General features: G+C 61.2%; 20 protein-coding genes. 8 read left to right on the top strand and 12 right to left on the bottom strand.

Features of this window, described 5'->3' with window-relative positions; all coding sequences use genetic code 11:
• Positions 1 to 294: 294 nt before the first annotated feature.
• Together RIE53_08930 and RIE53_08925 are read right to left on the bottom strand one after the other, a co-directional pair.
• Positions 295 to 4,281 (bottom strand): response regulator, encoded by a 3,987-nt coding sequence (locus tag RIE53_08930; GenBank protein ID MEQ9104809.1) that lies wholly within the window; start codon positions 4,279 to 4,281, stop codon positions 295 to 297.
• 172 nt (positions 4,282 to 4,453) lie between these two features.
• A complete protein-coding gene (locus tag RIE53_08925; GenBank protein MEQ9104808.1) occupies positions 4,454 to 6,595 on the bottom strand; it encodes a DUF5916 domain-containing protein in 2,142 nt (713 codons plus the stop codon).
• 155 nt (positions 6,596 to 6,750) lie between these two features.
• Here RIE53_08925 and RIE53_08920 point away from each other — a divergent pair, with 155 nt between their 5' ends.
• Positions 6,751 to 8,712: an FTR1 family protein gene (locus RIE53_08920; GenBank protein ID MEQ9104807.1), complete on the top strand. Its 1,962-nt coding sequence runs from the start codon at positions 6,751 to 6,753 to the stop codon at positions 8,710 to 8,712.
• A 107-nt stretch (positions 8,713 to 8,819) separates the two neighbouring features.
• Positions 8,820 to 9,878, top strand: coding sequence for a WYL domain-containing protein (locus RIE53_08915; protein ID MEQ9104806.1), 1,059 nt, complete (start codon positions 8,820 to 8,822; stop codon positions 9,876 to 9,878).
• Here RIE53_08915 and RIE53_08910 read toward each other — a convergent pair.
• The 5 genes from RIE53_08910 to RIE53_08890 form a co-directional block, all read right to left on the bottom strand.
• Complete coding sequence (locus RIE53_08910) at positions 9,836 to 10,234, bottom strand: hypothetical protein (protein MEQ9104805.1); 399 nt, start codon at positions 10,232 to 10,234, stop codon at positions 9,836 to 9,838. The two genes, RIE53_08915 and RIE53_08910, sit on opposite strands and share 43 nt — an antisense overlap.
• A 134-nt stretch (positions 10,235 to 10,368) precedes the next feature.
• Complete coding sequence (locus RIE53_08905) at positions 10,369 to 10,716, bottom strand: type II toxin-antitoxin system VapC family toxin (GenBank protein ID MEQ9104804.1); 348 nt, start codon at positions 10,714 to 10,716, stop codon at positions 10,369 to 10,371.
• Complete coding sequence (locus RIE53_08900; GenBank protein ID MEQ9104803.1) at positions 10,713 to 10,910, bottom strand: type II toxin-antitoxin system VapB family antitoxin; 198 nt, start codon at positions 10,908 to 10,910, stop codon at positions 10,713 to 10,715. Before RIE53_08900 ends, RIE53_08905 begins: the two co-directional genes overlap by 4 nt.
• A gap of 89 nt (positions 10,911 to 10,999) precedes the next feature.
• Entirely contained in the window at positions 11,000 to 14,950 is a 3,951-nt protein-coding gene (locus RIE53_08895; GenBank protein MEQ9104802.1) for an ATP-binding protein, read from the bottom strand.
• A 48-nt stretch (positions 14,951 to 14,998) separates the two neighbouring features.
• Positions 14,999 to 16,879 (bottom strand): T9SS type A sorting domain-containing protein, encoded by a 1,881-nt coding sequence (locus RIE53_08890; protein MEQ9104801.1) that lies wholly within the window; start codon positions 16,877 to 16,879, stop codon positions 14,999 to 15,001.
• Positions 16,880 to 17,371: 492 nt separating this feature from the next.
• Here RIE53_08890 and RIE53_08885 point away from each other — a divergent pair, with 492 nt between their 5' ends.
• The gene (locus RIE53_08885) at positions 17,372 to 17,506 is read left to right on the top strand and encodes a hypothetical protein (GenBank protein MEQ9104800.1); all 135 of its coding nucleotides are present in this window, start codon (positions 17,372 to 17,374) and stop codon (positions 17,504 to 17,506) included.
• A gap of 18 nt (positions 17,507 to 17,524) precedes the next feature.
• On the opposite strand, the gene RIE53_08880 is transcribed toward RIE53_08885, so the two are convergent.
• Positions 17,525 to 17,938, bottom strand: a complete 414-nt coding sequence (locus RIE53_08880; GenBank protein ID MEQ9104799.1) for a hypothetical protein — start codon at positions 17,936 to 17,938, stop codon at positions 17,525 to 17,527.
• Between the two features lie 2 nt (positions 17,939 to 17,940).
• On the bottom strand, positions 17,941 to 18,309 hold the full coding sequence (locus RIE53_08875) for a hypothetical protein (GenBank protein ID MEQ9104798.1): 369 nt from the start codon (positions 18,307 to 18,309) through the stop codon (positions 17,941 to 17,943).
• 178 nt (positions 18,310 to 18,487) lie between these two features.
• Here RIE53_08875 and RIE53_08870 point away from each other — a divergent pair, with 178 nt between their 5' ends.
• Positions 18,488 to 19,336 (top strand): hypothetical protein, encoded by an 849-nt coding sequence (locus RIE53_08870; GenBank protein MEQ9104797.1) that lies wholly within the window; start codon positions 18,488 to 18,490, stop codon positions 19,334 to 19,336.
• Here the strand turns inward: RIE53_08870 and RIE53_08865 are convergent.
• The 3 genes from RIE53_08865 to RIE53_08855 form a co-directional block, all read right to left on the bottom strand.
• Positions 19,330 to 20,274: a hypothetical protein gene (locus RIE53_08865; GenBank protein MEQ9104796.1), complete on the bottom strand. Its 945-nt coding sequence runs from the start codon at positions 20,272 to 20,274 to the stop codon at positions 19,330 to 19,332. The genes RIE53_08870 and RIE53_08865 overlap by 7 nt on opposite strands.
• A 164-nt stretch (positions 20,275 to 20,438) precedes the next feature.
• Positions 20,439 to 21,266, bottom strand: coding sequence for a DUF2911 domain-containing protein (locus tag RIE53_08860; GenBank protein MEQ9104795.1), 828 nt, complete (start codon positions 21,264 to 21,266; stop codon positions 20,439 to 20,441).
• Positions 21,267 to 21,379: 113 nt separating this feature from the next.
• On the bottom strand, positions 21,380 to 21,778 hold the full coding sequence (locus tag RIE53_08855) for a PCYCGC motif-containing (lipo)protein (protein MEQ9104794.1): 399 nt from the start codon (positions 21,776 to 21,778) through the stop codon (positions 21,380 to 21,382).
• Between the two features lie 94 nt (positions 21,779 to 21,872).
• On the opposite strand from RIE53_08855, the gene RIE53_08850 reads away from it, so the two are divergent.
• From RIE53_08850 to RIE53_08835, 4 genes are all read left to right on the top strand, one after another.
• Positions 21,873 to 22,439: a fibrobacter succinogenes major paralogous domain-containing protein gene (locus RIE53_08850; protein MEQ9104793.1), complete on the top strand. Its 567-nt coding sequence runs from the start codon at positions 21,873 to 21,875 to the stop codon at positions 22,437 to 22,439.
• A gap of 35 nt (positions 22,440 to 22,474) precedes the next feature.
• Positions 22,475 to 23,548, top strand: coding sequence for a hemolysin family protein (locus RIE53_08845; GenBank protein MEQ9104792.1), 1,074 nt, complete (start codon positions 22,475 to 22,477; stop codon positions 23,546 to 23,548).
• A gap of 98 nt (positions 23,549 to 23,646) precedes the next feature.
• Positions 23,647 to 24,963, top strand: coding sequence for a serine hydrolase (locus tag RIE53_08840; GenBank protein MEQ9104791.1), 1,317 nt, complete (start codon positions 23,647 to 23,649; stop codon positions 24,961 to 24,963).
• 16 nt (positions 24,964 to 24,979) lie between these two features.
• Complete coding sequence (locus RIE53_08835) at positions 24,980 to 25,684, top strand: DUF305 domain-containing protein (GenBank protein ID MEQ9104790.1); 705 nt, start codon at positions 24,980 to 24,982, stop codon at positions 25,682 to 25,684.
• The last annotated feature ends 20 nt before the right edge of the window (positions 25,685 to 25,704 follow it).

Raw genomic sequence — 25,704 nt, 5'->3', positions numbered from 1 at the left:
CTTCGTCGCTGGACGATGTCTTGCGATTCTCCCTCTCGTTCTGCTCCGCCAGGTCGGCGGCCAATGCTTCCAGTTCCAATCGAACGGCTTCCGATACCGGAGCAGATTCGTTCTTTCGGGGTTCGTTTTCGTCGGAAGCCAACAGAATTTCCAGAGGGGGTGAACCGCAAATGCGGGTGCCGGGAAACGGCATGCATAGTCTACTCCCCCAGGTCTCCTCTCCGCCGGCTGAAGGCCTCTGCTATCCGGACAAATGCCTATGGTATCCGGACAGATTGGCTCCAAATGCGCGTTTCAACGCCGGGACCAGTTGCCTGGCGTCACACCGTACGCTTCTTTGAACTGCTTCGAGAAATGCGTCTCGCTCCGGAATCCGACACGGAACGATACCTCCTTTACAGATGAATTCGGGTCCGACAACAACTGCTGAGCCTCGCGCATTCGTTGCGTCCGGATGTAGGAACCAGGCGACGTATCCAACACGACCGCCATTTTCCTGGAGAGCTGTCGCGAACTCATCCCGCAATACTCGGCCAGTTCATCCACGCTGAAATCGGGGTCGGACAACCGCGACGCCACGAAAGACGAAATCTGCTCCACCAATGCCGTATCCAGGGCGGAAACGACGGGGTCGTCAGGTTCGTGCAGCGTTCCTTGCCTGTACGCATTCCAGAGCAGGTTTCGACGCTCCAGCAAGGAAGCGATCTGCGCTTTCAGGACGCGCGCGTTGAACGGTTTTGGCAGAAACGAATCGGCTCCGGTTTCCACACCCTCAATGTGACTCTCCACATCGGCGCGCGCGGTGAGCAGGATGACCGGAATGTGGCTGGTTCGTGTATCGCTCCGGAGCTCGCGAACCAGGGTCAGTCCGTCTTTGCGCGGCATCATGATGTCCGAAATGATCAAATCAGGCACCAGTTCAATGGCCAAGGCAAGTCCATCCTCACCGTCCGCAGCCTCAGCGACGGCATATGCAGTATCCAGATGCTCACGGATGTAGGCCCGCAAGTCGCCGTGATCCTCCACGACCAGGACCGTCGGACGATCGCCTTCATGAGCTACATCCCGAGCGTCACTGGCAGCGCCGAAAACATCGTAATACCCCTCGTACTCGGGACGCGCGGAAGGTCTCGGACCGTGCTCCCAAGGCAGGGACGGAAGGGTAATCGTGAACGTCGTCCCACTCCCCTCACCCACGCGACTGACAACGGAAATGCTGCCCTGGTGCAATTCAACCAACTCATGCACCAACGCCAAGCCGACGCCCGACCCGGGCAGCAGGTCTCCCATGGGCGCTCGTACCCGGTAGTACCGATCAAACAGATACGGCAAATGCTCTTCGGGTATGCCGATCCCTGAATCCGTGACTGAGATCGACACGCCGTCCTCATGGACCGCACGCACGTCCACCCATACCGTTCCACCCGGTTCGGTATACTTGAAGGCATTTGAAAGCAGATTCAGGAGAATAACCTCCACCTGTGCCGGGTCTACGCCGACCACCAAGGGCTCGTCACCTCCTGACAGCCCGGTCTGGATGCGGCGCAGCGCACCAATACTCTCAAACGCCCCCAGCGTCTTGCGCGCCAGGTCACGCACGTCCGTCGGCACGACCTCAAGTGTGAATGCTCCGGCCTCCAGTCTGGCGAGGTCCATGACCTGATTGATGAGTCGCAACAGGCGCTGACCGTTCCGCAACGCGCGTTCGATGGACTGCTTTTCTTCCCCTTCGGATGCGTCGATCAAATCCTGAAGGGGTCCGAGGATCAACGTAAGAGGTGTCCTGAAGTCATGGCTGATATTGATGAAAAACCGGGACTTCATTTCGTCCAATGCGGCCAACTGGTCGTTCCGCTCTGCCAGCTGCAGGCGCTTGTCCTCCAGTTCCGCCGTCCGATCTATTACGACCTGCTCCAGGCGGATATTGTCACGTTTGATGCTTCGTACACGGTACGCCACTGCGCCGGATCCGGCCAGGGCCACGCCGAAGAACGACAGTGTGGTGAACCACCAACTCCGGTACCACACCGGAAGGACCGTAAGTGCGATGGTGGCCGGGACCCCGACCCGGCCGTCAACGGATTGAAATGCCGCTTCATAGACCAATTCTCCTGTGGGCAACGAATTGAATGTCAGATCTCCGACTGGACCCTCCAGACGAATCCAGGGCTCCGAAGCATCGGCACGACGGTAGACGAGCGCAAAGGGCTTGTTGCCTGGATAGATGTCGGGAGCATACTGGAAAACAACGGGCATGTCTCCGCTGGCAACCGGAGCGACCAACTGACCATTTTCCGTACGCACATGCGCACCCCGTACGGTTACACCGGCCAGGCTGGCTCGCGGAACGTCATTGTTGCCGGCCAATTGTTCAGGGTCGAGGACAAAAAATCCGTTCTGTGTTCCAAAAAGCAGATCGCCACCCGTCGTGGCGGTATACGCACCCAATGCAAAATCAAAGGGCATGACACCCACGTCTGACGCGATCCGGATGGTTTCTCCGGATGACCGGTCCAGACGCGTGAATCCGGAAGGGCTCTGGAGCCAAATGTACCCGTTCCGGTCTTCGATCACCGCGGAGAGCTCGGCATCGACGTCCCACTGTCGCCCCGTCCAATCGGATGGGTTCAATTCGATCAGTCCCGCGCCTCCCGTCGCCAGGAAGATGCCCTCTGGCGTCGCCCACAACCCGCTGACAATACCTGCATTCCGAAGCGTCACGCCCTCACCGTATCCAATGTGACGAAACGTACCCGATGTCCGGCCACGAATGCTCAATCCAAGATTTGTGCCTATCAACAGATTGCCGTTTGCGTCCAAGTCCAACTGGGACACCCAGTTGGCGGCCAGACCGGATCCGTCATCATGGCGATACGCATCCAATCGTTCCCCGTGTGACGCGGCGGAAATCAAGCCGCCGAACGTGCCGGCCCAGATAATGCCGTCCGGATCTTCCTGGATATCATAGACGAAGGCTTCGTCCCGACGGGTAGAGGGAATCGAGTTGAAGGTCAGGGAAACCATGTCCAACTGTCCGAACCCCGCGCCCTCCGTGCCCATCCATACGTGCCCGTCGCGCGTGACGTGCAGCACGTTGATGGATGATCCCCCGGTCAATGTTACTACGTCTGCCAGCATTTCGACCGACCCGTCGGCCGGGCGGTATTTGAACAATCCTTCGCTTCCGCCGACCAGCACATTGCCATCCGGAAGTTCAGAGAATGCGCCCACCAAGCCGAGGAATTCCCACCTTGCGTCACTCGTCTTCGACACCCGGGTCAAGGCAGCTGCATTCAGTGACGACAGACTCAACCCCGATCTATCGGAGCCGACCGCCAGCCCTCCGCCCGAAAGGGTCTGGATGGCCGTAATCCGACCGGCCACCATACGTTCAGGGTCACCCGGGGCATGTTCAAACACATGATAGTCACCCGAGTCCGCGTCCAGCGAAACCAATGCGTCATCGTAGCCAATCCAGAGCGTGCCGGAGACGTCCCACGTCAGATCGGCGATCATCTTGTCCGACCGGGTTCCAACATCCACAGGTGAAAACACCCCGCTCCGTGGATCAAGTACGTCCAGACCTGACTCCGTTCCAACCCATATCCGGCCATCGTCCGACACCGTTATTCGGCGGACCCGGTCCGACCGGATGGAATGCGGCCTTTCTGAATCGTACCGCATGAACGTGAATTCATCGGCATCCGGCATGAGCCTGGCCAGGCCGGTCGCCGTCGCAATCCACATGGAGTCATCCTGTCCACGTACCACGTCCAGGGCCTGCAGCGAGTCGGACATTTTGCGCGTGAACACCCCCGAATCCGGATCCAGGATCTGCAATCCGTCCGTCCACGCGGCAACCCAGATTCCCCCGTTGGCGTCTTCTGCAAGCGCCACGGGCGCGCCGCCGCTGGGAAACGAATACGGAAATCTGGTTGACGTGAACGTTGAAGGGTCGATCATCATGATCCCCCATTCCGTCCCTGCGAACATCATCCCTTCGCGGCCAAGCAGAAGCGGCCCGACCGACGAGGAATACCCACCAGGCGGCTTTCCCGTTGCAAGATGGCGAACACGGATTCCGTCGTACAGATCAAGTCCGCCCCCGGTGGCTATCCAAAGGAACCCCTGTTCATCCAACGCAAGGCCGTTGATTTTGGGATGCGACAACCCATCTGTCACGGACAACCGCTCGAACACAGGAACCTGGCGCGCCGATGCCGTTCCCGCCGCGAAGGCGGCAACGAACACCATGCACAGCAGCGCGGCGTGTGTTCTCACAATGGAGATTGGTTAGGGGGTTACGCCCATCGGGACGTCGAAAAGCTCTGCCGTGCCTATTTCAGCAATTGCAAGGTTCGAGTCAGGACTGAAGCGCCAGCACTGAGCCTGTAAATATAGACCCCACTGGCCAGACCTGACAGGTCCACCTGTACGCGGTTACACGATCTCCTTACAACTGCACCACGTATGTCAGCTTGGCGACGCCGACCCGGTTGTTGAGCGTGGCGGCGCGCACGTCGAATTGGTCTTCGGCGTTCAGCATGTTGTAGTTGGTGTTGAAAACGAGGAACAGGTCCGCGCCAGGCGAATGGATCCAGTCAATCCGGATGTTGGCCTGCACGTTGCCGGAGAAGTTGTCGTACTGGATGAGTGCCTTGGCGAACAGCTTCCGGCTCCAGGCCGCGTTGATGTTCATGCCGAATGAGGTCGCCGTGAACTCGCCGTTCGGGATGGGCAGATCGAACCGGTTGTGCGTCATGATGGCGTCGAAGTTCAAGTACTTTCCCGTCCGAACACCAAACCCGAACTGATACGCCATCCGGTCGCCCCCGAAGAACTCGGCCGTCCGGACAATGGCCCGACCGGACAGGAATCGGCTGTTGTCGGATTGGATCCCGGCTGCCACGGTACGTGCCGTGTAATCTCCCGCCAGGATTTCGGCATCGGGACGTACGAAAAACGAGTGTTCGAGCCGTTCGAAGTTCTGCCCGGCGTTGAACAGCAGCATGTCGTTGGACTGCAGGTGGACCTGGCCGTTCAACTGCACGTCCGATGATTGCAGCTCGTTGTCCTGGCCATTCACAAGCGCACCGACACCCGAAACCGACCAGGCCCGCACCCATTTCCCGTTTACCTGCGGGTTGTATCCAGCGTTGACCTGGTACCGCTTCATGTCCCGACGGCTGACAAAGCCCAGCGCCGGATTGAACCGTTTGCCGACCTGCGTATGATTCACCCCGATCTGGTAGTCTGCGCGGCGCCACGACAGGGCAATCGCACCTGCGGCATCGGATGCCAGCGGATTGGAGTCTTCCACCCGCGTATACCAGGCGGATGCCTCACTGTTGCCCATGAAACGACTGCGCGCATCGACCCCGAACGCCCGATTGAACCGGTCGCCCTGCTCAAGGTTGGTCAGGATGCCACCGACGGTGGTACGCCCGAACACATCGGCGCGCAGGCGCAGGACGGTATTGTTCGTCGCATCCAGGATATCATTGGCTTCCGTCTGGATGTTCATGACGCCCACGGACAACCGGTCGAACTGGCCCACGACCCGGGCCCCGGCCAGGATATCATTCGAAATGCCTATCCGACGGGAGAAGAAGGTTTCGGTCTCCCCGGTATTGCCGAGCGTGAACAGGGCCTGACGCTCCAGGAAGAATTCCCGTTTCTCGGGAAAGAAAAGGTTGAACCGGGTCAGGTCCAGCTGCACGTTGTCGGACTCGACCTGGGCAAAATCCGTATTCAGGGTAACGTCGACCGTCACGTTCGGATTGACGGCCCACTTCACGTCCAATCCAACGTCCTGCTGCGTGTCCGTCACCGACGTGCCCGACGTGCGCACATCCTGCGCTCCCGTGATGATGAAGGGTTTGATGAGCACGTTCCGGCCACGCTCGACATTGCGGACCCCTCTCAGATCCGCATATTGGGACACCTGGAAAATTCCGGCGGAGTACGAGCGGGGAATATGCGGCCACATGGATCGTTCACCGGTGCGGTTCAGGAACCGCATGAGCGCCACGCCCATGGTCAACTCCTCCTTGTTGTCGAACCGGATGGTCTTGAACGGGATGGCCAGCTCGACATGCCAGCCGTCCTCTGCTATCCGCCCCTCGCTGTGATAAATGCCGTCCCACTGCCAGTCGCTGTGCTGCATACTCTCGTCCGAAATGATGGCATCGTCCTGCGTCCCCAGAACGTTCGTTTCGAACAGGTAGGCGTTGCGATCATCGTTGTACGTATCGATGAGCAACCAGAACATGTCATCGTTTCCGTTGGGACCGCCCCGCTCCAGGTTGCGCGCCCGGATGAGCTCCGGTTCCGAATCGTAGAAGCTGAGCCCGAAATAGAGGTTCTCTTCATCGAAGGCAATCCGCATGGCCGACGGATGCGTCGGCTCCGCTCCGTCATTCGGCTCGCGTTGCACGAAGCGGTCGGCAACGGGGGCCAGATCCCAGATGGGGTCGTCCAGCACACCGTCAATGCGGGGAGGCGTCTCGGCATAGACGGCCGTGATGGACTCCTGCGCCGTGGCGGATGATGCAAGGAACAGCAGGAATGCAAAGGATGCGATGCGTGTGCGCATGTCGGAACTCGTGTGATTGTCTGGTCCCGCGCCCTACGGAGGCGCCGCGAGCGGGATGTCGGTTCGGGATGAGTGCCACCTGTGTGTTGCGGATGGCATGACGGGCAGCCCCGACGTATATTTGGACCCGGTCTAAATAAGCCCCGAAAACGCTCGTGCGTCTCCCTTCCTGTTGTTTGCTCCTGCTCGTGCTGGCCGCTTCTGCGGGGCGTCCCGACCACGCCGCAGCACAGTCCCCGGAGTCCGTTACCCGTTCGCTGGTGCATGTCCTGGATTACATGGCTGCCGATTACGCCGTGGCGGTTCAGGATGGCGACATCGTCAACGAGGCCGAGTTCGCAGAAATGGTCAGTTTCGCGGCAACGGCGCGGGCACTTCTCGACGATCTGGTGGAAGCGGACGCGCTCGACGAGGCCCATGCACTGCAGACCCGGCTCGATCGATTGGCCGGTCAGGTAGACGCGAAGGCGCATCCGGACTCGGTAGCGAGCCTGGCGCGCTCCATACGGAACGAAATCCTCAGACGAACGGATGTCCTTCGGGCGCCTGCCGCATGGCCTGACCTGGCATCCGGGGAACGTATCTACCAGCAGTATTGCGCGGCGTGCCACGGCGCCGGGGGTGCCGCAGACGGGGTCCAGGCAGCCGGATTGGACCCGGCACCCACGGTGTTCAACAGCGGCGAGCGCATCGCATCCATATCTCCTTTCCAGGCCTACAATACCATCCGTCTCGGCGTTGACGGCACCTCCATGGTTGCGTACTCCATGCTTTCCGATCAGGAGGTCTGGGACGTGGCGTTCTTCGTCAAATCCCTGGCGCACAGCGGGACTGCAGGATCGGGTGATGATGGGAATAACGATCCGCTCGGGGATGTGTCCGAAATCCCGGCGACGCTCGAACAGGTAGCCATGCTGGATGACGTGGCGCTGGCGGCGCATCTGGCGACCGCGGACCGTCCAACGGCCATTCCTGCAGAAGCGGCGGTGTCCGCGCTCCGGACCCATACGCCCACGCTCGAATCCGGCACCGGATTGGACCTGGCCGCCCAGCAATTGGACCAGGCGCTGGCCGCCTACCGGTCCGGAAATCCGGGTGCGGCGCGCCAGCATGCACTGGCGGCGTACCTGGAAGGCATTGAACCCGTCGAGCCGGCCATCGGAGCCCGGGACAGGACGCTGCTCATCGAGCTGGAGAGTCGGATGATGGACGTCCGGTCGGGAATCGAACAGCTCGCGGACGCGGGTGATGTCGCGGCTGCCGTGGCCCGGGCCCATGCGACCATTGAAGCGACACGGGACGTCCTGGATTCGGGGCCGCGGTCGTATTGGTTCTCGTTCCTGGTGGCGGCCTCCATCCTGCTGCGCGAGGGACTTGAGGCGTTCCTGATCATCCTGGCCATTCTGAGTGTGCTTCAGGCGGCGAATCAGGCCCGCGCGGCCCGGTGGGTGCATGCCGGGTGGATGGCCGCCGTCGGCGTCGGTGTCGCCGGGTGGGTCCTTTCGGACTGGCTGCTCCAGATCGGTGCGGCGCAGCGTGAAATCATGGAAGGAGTGATTGCGCTACTGGCGGTCGGGGTGCTCATGTATGTCGGCCTGTGGCTGCACAGCATGACCGAATCGAAGAAATGGCGGGCCTTCATTGAAGAGCGCATCCTCCACAAACTGGGGACAGGAAGCCTGGTCGGATTGGCCTCCATTGCCTTCTTCGCCGTATTCCGGGAGGCGTTCGAATCGGTCCTGTTCCTGTCGGCCCTGACACTGGAGCAGGGAGACGGGCACAAACTGGCGGTCGTGGGTGGCGCCGTGTCGGCCATTGCGCTCATCCTTGCGCTGGCTCCCCTGGCCCTCCGGCATTCCATGCGCTTGCCGGTCCGCCAGGTCTTCCGGTACTCGTCGCTCGTGATGGCGGTCCTGTGTGTGATGCTCGCCGGCAAGGGCATCCACGCCCTGCAGGAGGCAGGTATGGTGTCGGTCACGGTCCTCGATGCGCCGCTCCGGTTTTCCCTTCTGGGTGTCTATCCGAGCATGGAGACCGTCGCGGCGCAACTCGTTGTGGTCACCATTTTGCTGGCCACGGTCCTGGCGCGTCGTATTTCACGGGGAAGTTCCGTTTAGGGAGTTGGATTGGTCCATCAAACAGGGACGTTTCCGGGTGTGAAGTCGGGCTGTACACCTGGTTGCATAGGTTGATGGATCGGCCATCATCCCTCAACCCTCCCCTCATGCCCCGAAATACTCTGACGCATCCACAAGCATGGCGTCAACTGCAATTGCGTGAATGGCTGGTGGCTGGCCGCCGGTTCAATGCCAACGATGCCGCCGAGGAGTTCCAGGTCAGCCGTCGTACGGTCATGCAGGACCTGGAACAGATGCGCGCGCTCGGACACGCCATCGAATACAATTACCAGACGCGGAGCTTCGAACTCACCGAAGCAACCGGGGAACTCCCCGTACCCCGGATCCGCAAATCCGAACTGGCCGCCATACGTGTAGCGAAGGAAGTGCTGACCACCTTCGGTGCCGCCCCCTTCGCCGAGGCCGTGGACCGGGTTCTCCAGCGGGTCCGTGAGCTCATGCCCGACCTGGCCGACCCGGATCTCGGAACGTTTGCGCCCAGCCTGTCCATCCTGCGGGGCCCCGCGCCCGAAACGCCCCTCCCATGGCTGGAAGATTTCAGCGCGTGCATAGAACAAACGCAGACGGTGCGGATCCGCTATTTCACCATGTACCGGGATGCCGAGTCGGAGCGGGATGTGGACCCGTACCGACTGGTTTCCCGCGATGGACGAGGCTACCTGATTGCCTTTTGCCATACGCGACAAGATGTCCTCATCTTCCGCATGGACCGGATCCGCTCCATCGAACCCCTGGATGTGTATTTCGACGTCCAGGAGGGATTCGACCTGGAGGCCTTCCTCGGGTCCATGTTCGGCATGTTCAAGGACAAGGAGTCCTACCCGGTCAAGGTCCGCTTCAGTCCGTGGGTGGCCCGGTGGATAAAAGAGGACCGCTGGCACGACTCACAGGTCATGACGGACCTTCCGGACGGCTCGTTGCAGGTCGATCTGACCGTCACCGGCATTGTGGACGTGCGTCGCTGGATCCTGTCCTTCGGGAGCGATGCGGAAGTCCTGGAACCGGACTTCCTGCGGCGAACCGTATCGTACGAAGTGGAAAAGATGCAGGCTCTTTACACGACTCGCACCTGGTCAAGGGACGAGAACGGGGACGGGGCAAGTCAGCGGATGCGCTCCACCACCTTGGACGACCACGAGCAGTAGCGCCCAACCACGTTGATCCATTGATCCAGATCCTCTTCGACCATATGGGGGCAGCCGTCGCAGACTTCTATGGTCATGTCCACGAATTCAATGGACGTCGGGTCCATGTGCCAACTCCAGGGTTCGTTGAACCCTCCATCGCCGGCCACGAGGGCACCATTCACGATCTTCGGGTTTTCGGCGCCGATCTGGGCCTCGGCCTGGGCGATCAGATCCGGATCCCTCAGTAAAATGCGGAACGATTCGTCGCCGCAGGCCTCCACCCGGAAAACGGCCTCATCGGGATTGTCGGCTCCGGAATCGGAGGAGCAGGACACCATGAACAGGGATGCGGCGAACAAAAGGGTTGACCCCATGAATCGGGTCCAGGACATCGGCATATCGGGTATTGAACGATTTTGGTCGGGTGTTTCCGACCCGGCCCTACCCGTGCCCCTGCGCTCGGATCCCGCCAGATCGCGATGCAACGACCAAAAATCGGGGTAAAAAATCATCCCTTGGGTATCGCGTCCGCCAAACGACGATCCAAGGTCCAGAGCTGCCCGTTTTGCAAAAGCAGCACAGAGGCCATCAAGTGCATGTCAACCCAACCCAGACCGATACCGTAAAACGAACGTTGTTCTATCATCTGTCGCACTTCCTGGTCCGATGCCACCGGCGCCGTTGGAAGGCTATCCAGCAAGCGCAACGTTTCAACCCGATCCGGCAAATTGCCACACGCCAATTCGCCGACGACAAAAGGATGAATGGCTACCTGATTCAGTTGAAGCAGATGGACAAGGCGGGCGTTGAGCTTCCGGAAGTGGTCAGTCCACACGCTGGTGTCGACCAGAATCATGACTCGCGGGACCTGCGACGCGGAATGTCTTCCAGTTCGGGCGCCGAGCCCCCCAGGGCCGCCAGCCGACGGGCACTCTCGCGCTCAATCAGCGCCCTCAGTCCTTCCCGGACCAAGGACGTGCGCTCTGTTTCTCCCGTCAGTCGCTGTGCTTCTGCAAGCAGGGCGTCGTCAAGATTTATGGTGGTTCGCATAGGGTTATGCATCATTATTGTCACCACTTGATGTCGGCAATGAATTCTTTGTTCCACCGTAGATACAAACAGCGTGGCCGCATACCCTCTCACGACATGTACGATTTCGGGTTCAACCCGTACGTCTCCTCGAACACTTTGGAGAAGTGCGATACATTCGCAAACCCCGTACGATGCGCCGCTTCCGACACCGAGGACAGATGCCCCTCCTCCAGCAGCTCTCGGGCATGCTCCAGACGAACGGACCGGATGTGGGATGCCGCCGATTCCCCCGTGATCTCCTTGACGTGACGCTGGAACGTACGCGGACTCATGAACACGGCATCGGCCACGTCCTGTACGGATACATCGGTGTCTGCCATATGCTCAAGCACGTACGCGTGGATTTGAATCAACAGGGGGTGCTGGGCAGCGGCGGCCGCGGCCGCAGCTGGCGCAATGGCCCGGCCGCGCTGCGCCAGATTCAGCAAACGGGCCTTCAGGACGCGTGAGCTGTACGGCTTGGCTACAAAGTCATCGGCGAGTGCGGTCAATCCTTCCACCTGCGCATCCTCGCCCGATCGGGCCGTGAGCAGGACGAAGGGCAGGTGGGCATGCGCTTCTGACGCCCGGACTTCCCTGAGCAAGTCCAACCCACTCATGCCCGGCATCATGACGTCGCTAAGGACCAGGTCCACCTCGTTGGAACGAATGAACGACCATCCCTCCCTACCATCCGCAGCCGTACTGACGTCGAAGTCCACCGACAACTGCCGGGCAAGCACGCCCCGCAGTTCAGCATTGTCTTCGACCACAAGCAATTTCTTTTTCGGACCGGACAGGCCCGGTTCATACTCGGACAGATCGTGGTACAGGGCGTGCGATGCGGCCAGCCCCTCGTGCAGCAGCATTTGGGGGAACTCGGCGGTGAAGACCGAACCCGAGCCGACTTCGGACTGAACGGATATGCGACCACCGTGAAGCTCCACAAAATCGCGGGTCAGCGCCAGTCCGATCCCCAGTCCCTCGTGCGTGCGCGTCAGCTCGTCATCCACCTGGAAGAACCGCTCAAAGACCCGGTCTACCAGGGTCGGCGGTATGCCTTCACCACTGTCGGCGACCGTCAAACGCACTGTACGTTCCTCCACCGCGTTCAGAATGACCCAGATGGATCCACCACTCGACGTGAATTTCAGTGCGTTCCCGATGAGATTGGACAGGATCTGGTCCATTTTGATGGCATCGAACCGGGACCACAGCGCCGCCTGATCGTGCTCGAAGGTCAAGTCGATGCCCTTCTTTCGCGCGGCATGCGAAAAATGCGATACAATGCGATGCGTGAACGCCACCAGGTCCGCATCGGCCGCTTCCAGCTTCTGGCGTTTGCCATCGGAGCGGGCCAGGTCCAGCAGTTGCGATACGAGCGCATCGAGCCGCTCCGACAGCCCGATGGCGCGCTGCAGCCGGGGATCGGGTGCCGTGGATTCCGCATCCTCCAGGTACCCTTTGATGAGGGTAAGCGGCGTCCTCAACTCGTGACTGACGTTCGAGAAAAACCGGGACTTCAATTCGTTGGCCCGCTGCAACTCGTCGGCCTTTTCGGCCAGTTCAGCGGTTCGCTGCACAACAAGTGCATTCAACATGTCGCCCCGCTGGACCAGGTCCCGCTCGCGCCATTTGACAACGCCAACCAAAAGCGCAATTCCGGACACCGCGACCAGCAAGATGAACCATGGACGACTCCACCATGGAGGCGCGACTTGTATTGTGACCGTAGTTCCCGCCACATCGGATCCCGGGATCAGGCCCATCCGCCGGACATGAAGCGTGAAGAGGCCCGGCGGGAGGTTGGTATAGGTGACGTCGGACGACCGGACTGCCCGCCACTCCGACTCGAATCCGTCCAGGCGTATTTCAAATGCGCGCTCTGAGGGCGGCAGGTAACCCGTGGTGGCAAACGTGAAGGAAATGACCCGCGTCCCGTGGTCCACGTGGACAGTTTCTCCTCCCAGCAGCCGGTGCTCCTGTCCATTCGCCGTGTAAGACACGATCGATACCCGGCTGTCCCGCTTCGGCGTGTAGTCCGACTCGGGGTCGAAGATGTGGAAACCACCTTGGTATCCGAACAGGACGCGACCATCGGGCGCACGAATGGCAGCGCTTGTCGTGAAGTCCACATTCCGGCGGACCGTCGCCAGCGGAATGCGACCGGTCTCACGGACACCATCCGCCTCGAGAGCCAATAAATAGCTGCCCATGTCCACCCAGAGCGTCCCATGGAGGTCGGTAACCGCGGCCGTCAGTTGTCCGGTTGACAATTCTCCCGGGCGGAGCGACCGGGGTGTCAGCGTGCGGGTTGCCGGATCGTACAGGAAAATATCGTTCCCCGAGAGCCAAAGCCTTCCGTCCCCGGCCTCATGGATACCCGACACCACGAGCCGGTCCTGCTGCGTGGCTTCGGGCACGAATGTGTCGCTTGCAGCGTCATACTTCGCCAGACCGTATTCCATACCCACCCACAGGACGCCGTTCTTGTCCACATGCAGGGCCATCACCAAGGGCACGGCCGAGCCCAATCCGCCCAGCGCGCCAATGTAGTCGCGGCGCAGGCCGGTCTCTGGCGTGTAGCGGTACAAATGGCCGAACAGGGCAAACCACAGATCGCCATCCGGCGTCCGTGCAATGGCGTAGATCGTCCCTGCTGTTTTGAAAAGGGATCCGCACGCACGCGTGGCGGGGTTGAACCGGCATACGCCGTGGCGTCGTGTAGCCAGGATGTACGTCCCGTCACCCTGCGTATGAATGGCCGAGACGCCCGATGCGCCGAGCCCGCCAAACCGGGTTTCCTGGAACGTATTCGTTTGTGCGTCCCAGAATCCAAACGCCTCGGGCATACCCAGCCAGAAACCGTTTTCGGTTGGAGACCCCGCTGCGGCCGCCCAGACATGACCGTCCGGCAACGAACGGTCTTCCGTATTCCCCGTCTCGACCCGTGGAACGGGGTAGGATGTCCGGTCCATTTGCAGCAGTCCGGCGCGCGACGTGCCGACCCAGACATCTCCGATGTCATCCAATTCCAAAGCGAACGTCCTCCCGGTGTCCAGCAGCGCACCCGTCTGGGAGCTTGGGACAAGTCGATCGATTCGGGATTCATTCAGGACCCAGCGGGCCACACCGCCGCCCGTCGCCAACCAGATGCTGCCGTCCGATGCCTGCTTCATGTCCCCGACGTAGTTCCAGTCATTCCGGGGATCCGGGTGAATGAGGTAATCGACGGCCCGCCCGGTTTCCTTGTCGACCGCTACCACGCCATTCAATGACGCGAAAAGCACGACCTGCTCCAGGTCCAGAACAGACAAGGATTGAATACGCGCAAGCCGATCCAGCGTGGCGGTTGGCCATGCAGGGTGGCCGAGGGTGCCCGAGTCCGCATGGAACGTATAGACCCCGGTGTAGCTGCTTACCCAGGCCGTCCCTTGATCCGTGAAGGTAATTTCCCGGATGGTCAGTCCGTCCTGGGTGGGACCGTCCAGCTGCGCGTGCGGCACCTTGAAGACCCGTTCGGACGCGCCGGTTGCGGGGTCGAACTTTATGAGTCCGTCGGTCCACGTGGCCAGGTACAGGATGCCGTCCGGACCCTCCTCGATATCGTGGACGATGGGCGGAAACGGAGTATCGAGCTCGAACCGATCAAAATCATTTGTCTGTGCACTGTATTTGGCAAAGCCGCCAGACAGGCCTACCCACAGATCGCCCGCTGACGTTTCCTTGATGGCATCGACCCGGAATGCGGGAAGGCTCCTGGAGTCGTTCGATACCGAGAAGTAGGAAACGACCCTCGTGCCCTCGTACCGGTTCAACCCGCGAAGCGTCCCGACCCAGACCTCGCCCCGTGCGGTGATTTCCAGGGAGACTGCCGTATTGTGGGACAAGCCCTCGTCCGTTCCAATCGTGTGGAAGGCCGTGGTATCCTGTGCGCCAGCCTGGCGCCCGATGGGCGCCAGGCTGGCCAGGATCCACAATAAGCACGTCGAAAGCAGATGCTGTGCGGGAATACGCATGGTGGAATGTAGCGTGTGCCCGCGAACCGGTGCCCCTCAGGGCCTCGATTATTTCAGCAGCATCATGGTTTTGGTGATGCTTCCGGCAGGCGTCGTGAGCTGATACAGATACGCCCCGCTCGGCAGAGACCCGGCATCGAAGCTCGCCTGGTGCATACCGGCCGACATCGTGCCGTCAATCAAGACCCGCACCCGACGACCCATGAGGTCATAGACCGCGAGCGTGACGTGGGCCGCTTCCGGCAGACCGAATTGGATGCTGGTCTGCGGATTGAACGGGTTCGGGTAGTTGCCGGTCAGCACGAATTCCGTCGGAAGCGCACCGTTGGCAGGCTCCTGGTTCGCATCCAGACGCTGGCTCAGCGGTGCGGACGGCGTACCGCCTTTGCCCAAGGTGCTGGCCACGTGCGCGGCCCAGTCCGCCATGACACTGTTCGAGCAACCCTTCTTGAGGTGTCCCTGGCCAAGACCAGCAGCCTCCACGATGTCCGAGCAGGAACAGCCTCCTGTCTCAGTAATGGAGTAGGAGCCACCCGACGACTTGCCCTTCCGGTTCACTCCCTGAATGAAGTTGGTCGACCCTTCTCGAAGCGCCCACTGGTTGGGGTTGAGCTCCATCGTGTCGTATACGGTGACCGCACAAAGGTCTCCATTGTCACCGACCGAGTCGCCATCCGTGTCCGCCGATTCCGTCGGATCGTTCGGGAAAGCGTCACCGTTGTCGCCAACGCCGTCACCATCCGTGTCCGCCGATTCCGTCGGATCGTTCGGGAATGCGTCACCGTTGTCGCCAACGCCGTCGCCGTCTGTGTCAACCGATTCCGTCGGGTCGTTCGGGAATGCGTCACCGTTGTCGCCAACGCCGTCACCATCCGTGTCCGCCGATTCCGTCGGATCGTTCGGGAAAGCGTCTTCGTCGTCCGGAACGCCGTCACCGTCGGTATCGACCGGGCCACCACCGCCGCCGCCGCTCGGGACTGAGCCAAGGGCAACGAACACAGGTGCCGCGTCAAGCCCTCCTGTATTGTACTGGAGCTCGAACTGGCTGCCGTCCAGCTTGCCCCGACTCATGTATGCGCCAAATCCTTCACGACCGACTCCCATGTACAGCCTGTCGTCCTCGAAATCGATGGCCAAACTCACCGCATTCAGGTACTGATTGCTTCCCGAAGGACCGAAGAGTTGGACGTTATCCGTGCCGTCATAATTCTGGACGTAGACGTAGCCCAGTGGGTCAGCACCTTGTCCGCGGCGGGAGTAATAGATCTTCTCGGAACGGGCATCGACCGTAAAACCCTGATAGCAGGTATGTGGAGGGCAAACAGCTCCCAGCGGGGTCGGGTTGGATCCGTCAAAATCGATGGCTACGAACGGCCAGTTCCCGGGGGCAGCCGTATTCATCACGACCAGCGTACCGTTGACAAGGTCAATATCTCCTCGCGTGACTGAATAACCAGCTGGAAAAGGGATTTGCTCGACGTTCACGCCTCCGCCAGCCGCAATGGCGGCAGAAGTGGCATTCATCCTCGCGAAGCTGGCACCGTTGAAAATGTACAACTTGCCGTCAGCCGGATTGAACTCCATTTGGCCGTATGCCCCACCCGGGAAGGTGTGAAGCGTCTCCAGGCCAGAGCCGTCGAGGTTCATTTTCCGGATGGTGATAATTCCGGTAAAGAGGCTGCGGTGATTGGTATAGACCTTGCCTTCGCCAGCATCAACAGCGAGCCCCATCGGAACGTTGTAGTTCGGAAGGCTCAAGAAAACCGAATTCGAGAAGACGTCACTGGCCGAATAATGACCGTGGCGCAGCGTCTGGTCATTGTAGGGACCACGCTCTGGCCCGGAATCCAGCCAATAGACACCGGTAGTCGATTGAGCATGAACAGTCGCTGGGGCCACGCCGACCGCTACCAGGAATACGGCGACCATGATGGAGGGGAAGAAACGCATTGTAGTGCTTGCTGCTGAATGAGGGGAGAGTTCAGTGGCCCACCATTCCGGCGGGACGAGCACTAGATACCCCGATAAAATGCGCATTTGCAGCCCCAGTGCGCGCATTGGCAGGTGTCGTCAGGGATTTGTCACGTCCGTGAAGTCAGCGCCCTATCCGGGAAGCGAGATCAGGGTGATACCTGGATTGGCGGCATTCCAATGCGGTGTCTGGCGGAGCCCGGGGTAGCGTTTGATCAATTCCGTGGCCCAGCTTGACGATGCACCGAAGTCTTCTCCGCGCATCCATCCGGCGATAGATCCATCGCTCTGCAGTGTGCGGCACAACTTCCGAACGTGTTGCCGGATGCTTCCCCCTTGGCCACTGGATCCATATCCGTGTATAACGAGCAGAATCGGGATCGCCGCCGAGCGCGCATCAACCAATAAAACGTGCAACGTCTCGGATGCCTCTTTCCACGTCATATTGGCATGCCCGATATCCAACTCCACGAAGTCGACCCGCGCCAATTCAGCGCGGCCCACGGCTCCACAGTATGGGCACAGGGCCGCGGACACCGGCACCGGATTGCCACAATCCGTGCAGATGTCGTCGTTTCGGGATGATGGAGATTGGGGCATGAATCAGGAACCCTCCCCTCGCAGCACCTCGATGGACTGAATCCGCGGCCAGAGGCTGTGGACCATGAGGGCTATGCCGGCGGCGTGCAAAAGGAGCCCGGGTGTCGGCCCGATGGGCATGAGCGGGCCAGCCACCAACACCAGCACCCCTGCATTCAACAGCACGAGGGCCGTCCACAACCGAGCTGCGCCGGGGGGCGATACGTGGCGGGTCCGAGGCAGAATCCAGTGGGCGACGCCGAGCGCCAGCTGCACCATGAACCCGGCGAGCATGATCCAGCCGTGGTCAGGGCGCAGGAGCCACACGCCGGACCAGCCCAAGTCCGCCCGGGACAAGAGCATGGCCACGCCCAGGCCAACCCCCACCAGGAACCAGAGGAGCGCGCATCGCACGAGAAGAACGCTGTGCTTCGGCATGGTTATTTGGTCCTCACACGGCTCCAGAAGTAGACCACAAACAGCAAGGACGCAGCGGCCTGAAGCGCCGCTGACGCAACCAGAACACCGCCCCAGTATGCTTCATTGGCGCGGGGCTCGGCGGTGACTCTCAGGAGGAGGCCGACATTCAGCAGTCCCCAGGCCGCTCCCACCAGGCGGAACCGGCCGAATGGCGCCTCCTTGGAGTGCCGGGGAAACAGCCAGTAGGCCACGCCAAAAATGAGCTGTGTGAGCCATCCCACCGTGAGCAGGTGGAATACGGAAGGATGTGACCAAACCACGCCCAACAGCAGTCCGGCAAACAGATTAACGAAGGCGGTCTTTATGAGGAGGCGGCTGAGCAGCGGCATGGCGTGCGTGGAATGATGCCCTCATCATACACGTCGGCGCGCACCTGCGCCACTATGCGTAAGCCCTATGAAGTCATTCGCCTCAACACGCAAATACGCAGGCACCTTCACGCATCCTTGAAAATCCGCCGAAACCCGCCGATACCGATTCCATGGAATCACCTGAAGACCGGCTGACATGACCCAATTCAAGATGCTTGCCCTGCTGTCCACGCTCCTGGTCGTCCTCGGGTACGGGGCGTCGTCCCCGGACCGCGCGACGGAAGTGGCGCTCGAAGCGCCCTCTCACGTATTGGAGTACGGCCACTGGGTCGTCAAGCGCGCAGAAACCGTGTGGATCATGCGCCGGGCAGCACAGGGCGATGCCTGCGCGCAGGAAACGGCCGCATACCTGCACACCCGCTACGCTCGGACGGAGGCCCTCAGCCGATATGGCCGCGGGCGTCCGGGATCCTGGTATACCGGAATAACACCCGACCACGAAGTCGCGCGGCGCTTCATGGAGCGCTCCATCCGGAACGGAGGCTGTGAGGCCGGAATCTACACGGCATGGCTGACGGACGTGCTCATGAGACCATCATTTACGGCATACCGGGACGCTGACGGCGGACTTGACTGGTCGGCCATCTCAGCCGCGACGGACGCAGATGCACGGTACCTGCGGGCCGTCGCCGAGCGCACCCAATCCATTTGGACCGAGGAAAGCGGACTTGAGGTGAACGAAGCCGCTGCGCTGGAAACACTGGAAGAACTGGCTGACGCCGGACATTATCACGCCAACGTCGAGCTGCTTTACACTGAACTCGCATCGGCCGACCGGGCGTACAACGCCATGAACCAATTCAACCCGGAACGCCACCCGGTTTTCATGGGCCGTTCTTCGGCCATGGCGCTGTTCCGTCAGGCCACGTCCATGGCCCGGCGAACCGGAGATGACGCATTGAGCGCCCGGTCTGTGGCGTTCCTGAACGCCGTTCCGGGACTCTCCCCCGAACAACGTGCCGCTGCGTACAACGGGACCTACTGATCGAAGAGCAATTCCGCGACGCCTTCCTCGATTTCAGAGGCCACCCATTTGACGAATGCCGGGTGTGGGGCGAAGCCTTCGCCGAGCCGGTAGTCCAGGCCCTCCAGCCAGCGGTCCTCCGGACCCTGCCCGATGGTCCGGACCGGAATGACCAGGGCCGTTCCGCCATCCTGTGTGGCGTCCTCGACCAGACGCCGGATGCGCACCACACTGGAGTCCCGCTTCTCTGGCCAGTCCTCACGCCATGTGCCCATCCGGATGTCACGGAAGGGCAAACCGGTGTCTTCCCGGATGATGCGCGCCAGGGTCGCCAGATTGTCCATCCAATGCGCGTCGTCAGCATCCGTCGCCGCCCCGTGACCCGTCAGGATGACGGTTTCCTGCTCCGGATGCGTGCTGAGCGCCCGGACGCGATCCGCCATGGCCTGTCCAAGCAATGGATGCGCCTCCATTCCCCCCGTCGTGACGACCGCAAGCGGCGTGTCGATGCGTCGATGCGGGGACATATGATGCCCGCCGCGACCGCCTGACCGCGTGTGAGTGGTGTGGTTGGCGTGGTCCCGGTCCGGCCCCAACCCGATCATATACTCCGTTGCGGCCCGAAAACTGCTTTCCAGCGAGAAAATCCGCACGATCACAGCGGCACGCATCCCCTTGGCCTCAAGCTCGCGGAGGGCGGCCTCCACCTTGTCGGTGTCCGCCATGCTGTAGGCATCGGCCGTTGTGTAGTGCTCGGAGAGCGGCGCCAGCGCGCTTTGCATGGCCGCGTTCCAGCTGGAATCAGCGCCGTGCGGCATGAACACCACGCCGATTTCGTCCCGGGTCAGCCCTTCAGGAACGGCTTGTGCATGGGACGGCCGGGATGCAGCAAATACAAGAATCAGCACCACCACAAGCCGCAACAACAGCCACATAAGCAGAGGCTGAATGGAGGTCATCGGGTGGACAGGCCGGCGGCAACATAGCGACATGGGACCGGTCGGACAGGCTTGTTTAGACTCAGTCTAATTTAGACCTGGTCCAAACAAGAACCAAACGGGCGTCAACCAAAGCCTGTGTGAAACGTTCGCTTGAGCAGGTCGGCGGCGAGTCGCCTGATCTCCTACTCCACCCGCTCCCCGCGCATGATGAGTTCGTCCGTCTGGTCCCGGAACTCGAAGGATGCGGCGCGACCGTCGTCGCCCATCAGGAACTCGAAGAAAATGGGAGCCGACGCCAACAGGCGTCCGTTCTCGAAGAACACCGGGTGGAAGATCTGAGGCACACGGGGCAACAATTGCCAATCCTGGCCTCCGTCGGGATTTTCGGGATCGGCGGGCTTCTGCCAGTGCATGTTCGCGAAGAACCCGCCGTCCGTGTAGTGGAACCGGAGGCGGTACGTGAATGCCTCGGCGTTCCATTCCCCTTCCATCATCTCGGTCTCATATACCCCTGCGTAAGGGGCCACCTCCTCGGCGCTCACCTCCAGGTCCAGGCTCGGCTCCACGGCGATGGGCAATCGCACCTCCCGCGTGTCCCATCGGAATCGGAGCACTGTGGAAAACGCCTCATTCTCCGGGAAGTCGAACGTCAGGACTTCCGTCTTCGGTGCGGTAGTGTCCGGCGTCACGTGGATGGATATCCAATCGTCGGCACGCTCCGGCTCCGGAACATGATACAGGTCCCATTCCGGGTTCAGGACGAGCTCCCAGTCTCCGGGCGCCACCACGAACCATACCGAGTATTTACCAGCCGGAACGGCCACGCTGTCCACAACAATATCCTTGTTGATGGTCAACGTCGTGGCTTCGTCCGCGCCCGGCGTCCAGATGTGACCCCAGAAAACCTGTCCGCCGAACAGGCCTTCCCGTCCACGCAAGGCTGGACGGCCGTACGCAAGGTCAATGGTCGTACCGTCAATGGTCTGCGAGACACTTCCCCTGGGACTCATGAGGACCTGCGCGCTCGCATCGGTGGGCGCAGAGCCGAGAAGCAGAAAAACCCCAAGTACACCCCACCACGACCCAGAGCTATCGGTCCGGTGACGGAAGGCCGCAGCGCGCATCATCCGAAACGGGCATCGATGGCCCGCCGGATCTGATCGAGGGTCTGCCCCTCGTTGTGGCGGCGATAGGCGAGCCTGGCCTCGCCCTGACAGATGGGACAGCCCCACGCGCGGCCGTCTTCGTGGAAGCACGTCAGCAGGGAGTAGTACCCCTCCCGCGTCGAGCATCCGCAATGGCATCCTATGCCGTCCACGACGTGCGGGATTTCGCGTACCATCCGGAAGACCTCCACGACCTTCTCACCCATGTGGGCGATTTCCTCGTCGGGCCGGACGAGCTCGGCGGTGATGCCTTCCCGGGGTTCGGGGTGGATGGATCGGGCGAATGCCCCCTTCTTGACGGCAGAAACCGCCGATGCGCCCAGGAAGAGGCCCAGGAAGGTTCGCCGTGAATGCATGTCGGCCATGTCGTAGAATGGTTGGATGGATGAAAGTACAGAAAAGCGGGTGCGTGTGTTGCACCCCGGGGCGATTCCGCTCCTTGCCGTCTGGATGATCAGTGTTCTGTTCCAGGGAGGATGCGCTCCGGAGCCAGAACAGGATCGGGTGCCCGAATCCGTAACCTTCGGCCGACAGACGTGGATGGCCACCAATCTGGCCGATACGCTCTACCGGAACGGCGACCCGATTCCGCATGCCGCGACCGCCGACGAACTTTGGTCAGCCGGTGAGGCCGGCGAGGGCGCATTCATGCGCCAGGCAGACGGAACGGTTCTCTACAACTGGCATGCGTTCATGGACCCGCGTGGCCTCGGACCACCCGGATGGCGGGCCCCCTCGAACGAGGACTGGAGTGCACTGGCTGAAACCCTGGGCGCGGACAGTGCCGGCTGGCGACTGCAACACAACGACTTCCGCGCGACACTGGACGGGTTCCGGCACTATACCGGGGAGTATGACGGACAAGGCACCTATGGCAGCTGGTGGACCACGACGGTCCGTTCGGATGACGATTGGTACGTGTACTTCCGGGGCGTGGGTACGGATTACACAGAACTATACCAGGGAGAAAGCAGCACCTACTACGGCATGTCGGTGCGGCTCATCCGGGATCGGTGAACAGAATTCACGGATCGGGGTATGGATGCACCATCATGGATACCGACCTTCTTCTCCTTCTGGTCTACGTCTCGGCAGCACTGGGCTTTTCCTTCATGTGCTCCATTGCCGAGGCCGTATTGCTCAGCATAACACCGTCCTATATCGAGGCGCAGAAATCCGCCCGCCCGGGCTTCGCCGAGTTGCTCCGCAAGCTGAAGCAGGACAACATCGACCAGTCGCTTGCGGCCATCCTGACGCTGAACACCATTGCCCACACCGTCGGCGCCATCGGGGCCGGCGCACAGGCGAACGTCGTCTTCGGAAGCGCATGGTTCGGCGTGTTTTCGGCCGTGATGACACTGCTCATCCTTTTCCTGTCGGAGATCGTTCCCAAGACCATCGGTGCGGTCTACTGGACGACCCTTGCGCGGCCAACGGCGGTGTTTGTCCGCATCCTGATCCTGACCATGTACCCGCTGGTCTGGGTGTCGGAACGACTCACCAAACTGATTGCGGGCGGCAAATCCACCCATATCTTCAGTCGGGAGGAGTTCATTGCCATGTCCCGGGTGGGCGAACAGGCGGGGCTCATCAACATGAACGAGTTCCGGGTCATCCGGAACCTGTTCCGGCTGGACGGGCTGCAGGCACGGGACGTCATGACCCCCCGTCCGGTCATGTCGGCATTGGCCGTCGATCAGTCCCTCCGGGAAGCGTTCGATGACGTGACCCAGTTGCCCTTCTCCCGCTACCCGCTGTACGGCGAGGACAGCGACGACATCCTGGGGTTCGTGCTGAAGGACGACATCCTGCTTCGCATGGCACGGGGCGAAACCTTGCCCTCCCTGCATCCGCTCCGGCGCGACGTGCTGGTGGTGCCCGAGATGGTCTCCCTTTCCCAACTCCTTGAACAACTGCTCAAGGACCGGCGGCACCTGGCCCTCGTGGTGGACGAATACGGAGGAACGCGGGGACTGGTCACGCTCGAGGACGTGCTCGAGACGCTCATCGGCGCCGAAATCATGGACGAAAGTGACAAAGTGGATGACATGCGCGCCTGGGCCCGGAAACTGTGGACGGACCGGGCAGAAGCCCTTGGCATCACACCGGCAGAAGAACGCGACTGACCCCGGTCGTCTGTAGTGTGAATTCGTTCCACGCCATGGAATGCGCCCGTTGACCTGATCGTCAAATGAGATATCCATGCCTGATCGCGCCCACCACCATGCGACCTCTTCTTCCTGCTCTCATCCTGCTGATCCTGACGGTCGCCCCGGCGCCGACCGTCTCGATCGCCATGGCCCAGGATCCGGTGGATGCACAACTCGCGCGCGTGACGTCCCTGTTCACCGCTGAGCCCGCGAGCGTACTGCCCGGAGGATACGCCGAGCTGTTCGCCCCGACCTTCCGGAACGCCGTTCCCGACGCCCAGTTGACCGCCATTTTCCGACAGTACTGGTCGCAGGGTGGTGCCGTCGTTTCCACCGAAACGACCTCGAAGCGGGGACCGCTGGAAGGCGTTTTCATGCTCGTATTCGAGAAGGGCATCCAGGTGCCCGTGAAAGGCATTGCCGTAGCCGCCGAGCCTCCCCATTTGATTACCGGCCTGTTGTTGGGCCTGCCCGAGCCCGTGGAACAAGCCGTGGACCTTGCAGCCGTCGCGGAGTCGTTCGCAGCGCTTCCGGGGTCGGTTTCCTTCATGGCCGGTCGCGTGGCTGCGGAAGGGAGCACAGAGATGTTCGGTAGCTATGAGGCAGAACAGGCTCTGGGACTCGGCTCGGCGTTCAAGTTGTTCGTACTGGGTCGACTGGCCGCCGATATCGAGGCGGGAGACCGGTCCTGGAGCGATGTGGTCGAGCTCGACCCTCGTGCGAAGTCCCTCCCCTCGGGCATTTCACAGGCCTGGCCGGACCGGTCTCCCGTGACGCTCCACACCCTGGCCACCCTCATGATCTCCATGAGTGACAATACGGCCACCGATGTGCTGGTCCATGTCATGGGGCGGGACCGCGTTGCCGCCTTCCAGACCGACATGGGCCATGAGCATGCCAGCCTCAACGACCCGTTCCTGACCACACGGGAATTGTTCGTCATCAAGAGCGACGCATCGATGGCCGCGGCCTTCGCCGCCGCCGGTCCGGCTGCGCGTCGCGACATGCTCCATTCCATTGCCGACGCGCAGCCGGACGGCGCATCCTTCCCCACGTCGCCGACACATATCGACACCATTGAATGGTTTGCCAGTGCCGCCGACATGGGCCGCGTACTGGCGTGGTTCACGAAAGAGACTCCAGCCAGGGCCGTGGCCCGGAGCATCATGGCCGTGAACCCCGGACTGGATTTCGATGTGTCGGCGTGGCCGTACATTGGGTACAAAGGCGGTTCGGAACCCGGCGTCCTGAACATGTCCTTTTTGCTGCAATCGTCTTCCGGCGACTGGTACGTGCTCACGGCCAGCCAGTCCGATCCCGACGCCAATGTCGACCAACTCGCCTTTTCCAGTCTCATGAAACAAGCCGCCCGGTTGCTCCAGGCGAAATGAACCACCTGAACGGATCATGAAGCACCCCATTTTTCGCGATCAACCCGCCGTGTACACGTCTCTTCAATCGTTCCTGCCTGTATTCCTGGTCCTGGTTTTGACGGGATGCGCCGGCTCAAGCCCACGGGGTACGGGAACGGCTACACCCGAAACAGAAATGCAGGACAGCTCCAACACGGCCCGCCTGGAGCAGCTGTACTGGGCACGCATTGAAGCCGACCGGAGCAAGTTCACGCAGGCGGACGTGGATTTCATGACCGGGATGATCGGCCACCACGCACAGGCGCTCATCATGTCGGACTATGCCGAACCGAACGGGGCCAGCCCGGAATTGCAGATCCTCGCGGCCCGGATCATCAACGCACAAAAGGATGAAATCGCGACCATGGAACGCTGGTTGCGTCTGCGCGGGCAGGACGTCCCGGACGCCATGGCCGCGGCCACGGATCACGCCCACCACATGCACATGCCCGGCATGCTGAGCGCGGAACAGCTCACCGAACTGGCGGCGGCACGAGGTGCCGAGTTCGATCGACTGTACCTGACGTATATGATCCAGCACCACCGGGGTGCGGTCACGATGGTCGAAAAACTGTTCAGCACGGACGGTGCCGGGCAGGACGAAGATGCATTCCGGCTTGCAACCGACATCAACGTTGACCAAATTACCGAGATTGCCCGAATGGAGCGCATGCTCGAATCGCTCTCGCCCCCGAATTGACCGTCTTCAATTGTATGACT

Source organism: Rhodothermales bacterium (assembly GCA_040221055.1).
In the GTDB taxonomy this organism is placed as follows: Bacteria; Bacteroidota; Rhodothermia; order Rhodothermales; family UBA10348; genus 1-14-0-65-60-17.
Note: the sequence above shows the minus strand (reverse complement) of the source record. Positions and strands in the feature narration are given on the sequence as shown.

Bases quoted from the DNA above. Each gene is read 5' to 3' on its own strand.
- RIE53_08915 (MEQ9104806.1), top strand. From the start codon at position 8,820: ATGCCCCGAAATACTCTGACGCATCCACAAGCATGGCGTCAACTGCAA.
- RIE53_08840 (MEQ9104791.1), top strand. From the start codon at position 23,647: ATGCGACCTCTTCTTCCTGCTCTCATCCTGCTGATCCTGACGGTCGCC.
- RIE53_08900 (MEQ9104803.1), bottom strand. From the start codon at position 10,910: ATGCGAACCACCATAAATCTTGACGACGCCCTGCTTGCAGAAGCACAG.
- RIE53_08910 (MEQ9104805.1), bottom strand. From the start codon at position 10,234: ATGGGGTCAACCCTTTTGTTCGCCGCATCCCTGTTCATGGTGTCCTGC.
- RIE53_08875 (MEQ9104798.1), bottom strand. From the start codon at position 18,309: ATGCCGCTGCTCAGCCGCCTCCTCATAAAGACCGCCTTCGTTAATCTG.
- RIE53_08860 (MEQ9104795.1), bottom strand. From the start codon at position 21,266: ATGAGTCCCAGGGGAAGTGTCTCGCAGACCATTGACGGTACGACCATT.
- RIE53_08845 (MEQ9104792.1), top strand. From the start codon at position 22,475: ATGGATACCGACCTTCTTCTCCTTCTGGTCTACGTCTCGGCAGCACTG.
- RIE53_08850 (MEQ9104793.1), top strand. From the start codon at position 21,873: ATGATCAGTGTTCTGTTCCAGGGAGGATGCGCTCCGGAGCCAGAACAG.
- RIE53_08835 (MEQ9104790.1), top strand. From the start codon at position 24,980: ATGAAGCACCCCATTTTTCGCGATCAACCCGCCGTGTACACGTCTCTT.
- RIE53_08880 (MEQ9104799.1), bottom strand. From the start codon at position 17,938: ATGCCGAAGCACAGCGTTCTTCTCGTGCGATGCGCGCTCCTCTGGTTC.
- RIE53_08905 (MEQ9104804.1), bottom strand. From the start codon at position 10,716: ATGATTCTGGTCGACACCAGCGTGTGGACTGACCACTTCCGGAAGCTC.
- RIE53_08855 (MEQ9104794.1), bottom strand. From the start codon at position 21,778: ATGCATTCACGGCGAACCTTCCTGGGCCTCTTCCTGGGCGCATCGGCG.
- RIE53_08890 (MEQ9104801.1), bottom strand. From the start codon at position 16,879: ATGGTCGCCGTATTCCTGGTAGCGGTCGGCGTGGCCCCAGCGACTGTT.
- RIE53_08925 (MEQ9104808.1), bottom strand. From the start codon at position 6,595: ATGCGCACACGCATCGCATCCTTTGCATTCCTGCTGTTCCTTGCATCA.
- RIE53_08885 (MEQ9104800.1), top strand. From the start codon at position 17,372: ATGCCCGATATCCAACTCCACGAAGTCGACCCGCGCCAATTCAGCGCG.
- RIE53_08870 (MEQ9104797.1), top strand. From the start codon at position 18,488: ATGACCCAATTCAAGATGCTTGCCCTGCTGTCCACGCTCCTGGTCGTC.
- RIE53_08895 (MEQ9104802.1), bottom strand. From the start codon at position 14,950: ATGCGTATTCCCGCACAGCATCTGCTTTCGACGTGCTTATTGTGGATC.
- RIE53_08865 (MEQ9104796.1), bottom strand. From the start codon at position 20,274: ATGACCTCCATTCAGCCTCTGCTTATGTGGCTGTTGTTGCGGCTTGTG.